General features: G+C 66.8%; 3 protein-coding genes. All 3 read right to left on the bottom strand.

Features of this window, described 5'->3' with window-relative positions; all coding sequences use genetic code 11:
• On the bottom strand, window positions 1–150 hold a 150-nt coding region (locus tag ACQY7V_RS00005; protein WP_428638350.1), incomplete at its 3' end, for a DnaJ domain-containing protein.
• Window positions 151–198: 48 nt separating this feature from the next.
• Complete coding sequence (locus ACQY7V_RS00010; RefSeq protein WP_428638346.1) at window positions 199–924, bottom strand: nucleotide exchange factor GrpE; 726 nt, start codon at window positions 922–924, stop codon at window positions 199–201.
• On the bottom strand, window positions 921–2,774 hold the full coding sequence (gene dnaK / locus ACQY7V_RS00015) for a molecular chaperone DnaK (RefSeq protein WP_428638348.1): 1,854 nt from the start codon (window positions 2,772–2,774) through the stop codon (window positions 921–923). Before dnaK ends, ACQY7V_RS00010 begins: the two co-directional genes overlap by 4 nt.
• Between the last annotated feature and the right edge of the window lie 67 nt (window positions 2,775–2,841).

Here is a 2,841-nt window from a genome sequence, read left to right on the forward strand (position 1 = left end):
CTCCTCGGCTTTGGCATCCCCGGGGTTCTGGTCGGGGTGCCACTGCCGGGCGAGTTTCCGGTAGGCCTTCTTGATCGCCGCGTCATCGGCGTCCTTGGCGACGCCGAGCGTCGCGTAGAAGTCCTTTTCGAGCCAGTCCTGTCCGCTCATCCCGGGTCACCTCCCATCTGGCGCGCCGCTTCCTCGGCGCGCATCTCGTCATTCAGGGTTGTCCACCATCACTTTCGCGGCGCGCAGGACCTTCTCGCCTCGGCGGTAGCCGGGCTGGAGGATCTGCGCGATGCGAGGGGCGTCGACCTCGGGGTTCGTGTTCGCCAGGAGCGCCTCGTGGATCGCCGGGTCGAAGTCGTCGCCGGCGGCGCCGTAGCGTTCAAGCCCGAAGCGCGACTCGAGGGCCGATTCGAGCTTCGCCGCGATCGCCGCGAAGGGGCCCTCCGTAAGGTCGCCGTGCGCCCTCGCCGCGTCGATGTCGTCGAGGACGCCGATGAGGGATTCGATGACCTCGGACTGACCGGATTCGCGGTGAGCGGGAGCTGCCTCCTTCGAGCGGCGCACGTAGTTCGAGTACTCCTGATTGAGGTTGTACAGGTCCGCGTGCGCGCGGGCGAGCTTGTCCTCGAGCTCGGCGATCTTGCCGAGGGCGTCGGCGAGCTCCGAGTCCTCCATCTGGGCTTCGAAGAGGCTCATGTCCTCGTCTTCGCCGGGGCCTTCGGCGCTCTGCGCGCTTTCAGCTTCGACCGTGTTCGACGGGGCGACGCCTTCGGCTTCGGCACTGCCCGAGTCGGCGCTGCCCGAGTCTGCGGGGCCGGTACCTGCGTCGGCGCCGGCGGCGTCCGCCGGGGCGGGGGCGGCCGACTGCTCGGCGTCGACCGCCCGCCCGTCCTCGGGTCCGGGCGCGGAGCCCAGGTTCTCCGGATCCTTCACTTCTGCTCGTCCTCGTCCACGATCTCGGCGTCGATGACGTCCTCATCGGAGGCGGACGCGGACTCGCCCTCGGAGCCGCCCTGCGCCTGCTCGGCCTGCTGGGCCGCGTAGACCTCTTCGCCGATCTTCATCGCGGAGGCGTTGAGCTTCTCGAGGGCCGACTTCACGGCCTCGGTGTCCTCGCCCTTCAGGGCCTCCTTCACGGCGTCGACGTCGGCCTGAACCGCGGAGCGGGTGCCCTCGGAGACCTTGTCGGCCTCATCCTTGAGGAGCTTCTCGATCCCGTAGACGACCTGTTCGGCCTGGTTGCGGGTATCGGCGTCCTCACGGCGCTTCTTGTCCTCGGCGGCGTGCTCCTCGGCCTCCTTCACCATGCGGTCGATGTCCTCCTTGGGCAGGGCCGAGCCGCCGGTGATGGTGACGGACTGCTCCTTGCCGGTGCCGCGGTCCTTCGCCGAGACGTGGACGATGCCGTTCGCGTCGATGTCGAAGGCGACCTCGATCTGCGGAACGCCGCGGGGGGCCGGGGCGATGCCGGAGAGCTCGAAGGTGCCGAGGAGCTTGTTGTCGCGGGCGAACTCGCGCTCGCCCTGGTAGACCTGGATGAGCACGGAGGGCTGTCCGTCCTCGGCGGTGGAGAAGACCTCGGAGGCCTTCGTCGGGATCGCGGTGTTACGGTCGATGAGCTTGGTCATGATGCCGCCCTTGGTCTCGATGCCGAGGCTGAGGGGCGTGACGTCGATGAGGAGGACGTCCTTGCGGTCGCCCTGGATGACGCCGGCCTGGAGGGCGGCGCCGACGGCGACGACCTCATCGGGGTTGACGCCCTTGTTCGGCTCGCGGCCGCCGGTGAGCTGCTTGACGACCTCGGTGACGGCGGGCATGCGGGTCGAACCGCCGACGAGGACGACGTGATCGATGTCCGACACGGAGATCGAGGCGTCGCGGATGACGTCGTGGAAGGGCTTCTTCGTGCGCTCGAGGAGGTCGGCGCTCATCTCCTCGAACTTCGCGCGGGTGAGCGACTCGTCGAGGTGGATCGGGCCGTCGGCCGTCATCGACAGGTACTGGAGGGAGATGTTCGTGCTGGTCGCGGAGGAGAGCTCCTTCTTCGCCTGCTCGGCGGCCTCCTTGAGCCGCTGGAGGGCGACCGGGTCCTTCGAGAGGTCGGCACCGGTCTTGGTCTTGACCTGGGAGATCAGCCAGTCGACGATGCGCTGGTCCCAGTCGTCGCCACCCAGGCGGTTGTCGCCGGAGGTTGCGCGTACCTGGATGGTGGAGAAGCCGTCTTCGTCCTTGCCTACTTCGAGCAGGGAGACGTCGAAGGTGCCGCCGCCGAGGTCGAAGACCAGGATCAGTTCGTCTTCGTTACCCTTATCGAGGCCGTAGGCCAGGGCTGCTGCGGTGGGTTCGTTGACGATACGCAGGACGTTGAGGCCCGCGATTTCGCCGGCTTCCTTGGTGGCCTGACGTTCGGCGTCGTTGAAGTAGGCGGGGACGGTGATGACGGCGTCGGTGACCTTGTCGTTCAGGTAGGCTTCAGCGTCGCCCTTGAGCTTCATGAGGGTACGGGCTGAGATTTCCTGGGCGGTGTAGGCCTTGCCGTCGATGTCCTGGGTCCAGGTGGTGCCCATGTGGCGCTTGACGGAGGCGATGGTGCGGTCGACGTTGGTGACGGCCTGACGCTTGGCGACGTCACCGACCAGAACTTCGCCGTCCTTTGAGAATGCGACGACGGAGGGGGTGGTGCGGGCGCCTTCTGCGTTGGCGATGACGACGGGCTCGCCGCCTTCGAGGACTGATACAACTGAGTTGGTAGTACCGAGGTCAATACCTACTGCACGTGACATGTTTTCTCCTTGGGTTGGGTTATCTGAAATCTTCAAGCGAGCCGCCTCCGAGAACTTGAGTCACATT

This window comes from Schaalia sp., from assembly GCF_050312375.1.
Classification (GTDB): Bacteria; Actinomycetota; Actinomycetes; order Actinomycetales; family Actinomycetaceae; genus Pauljensenia; species Pauljensenia hyovaginalis.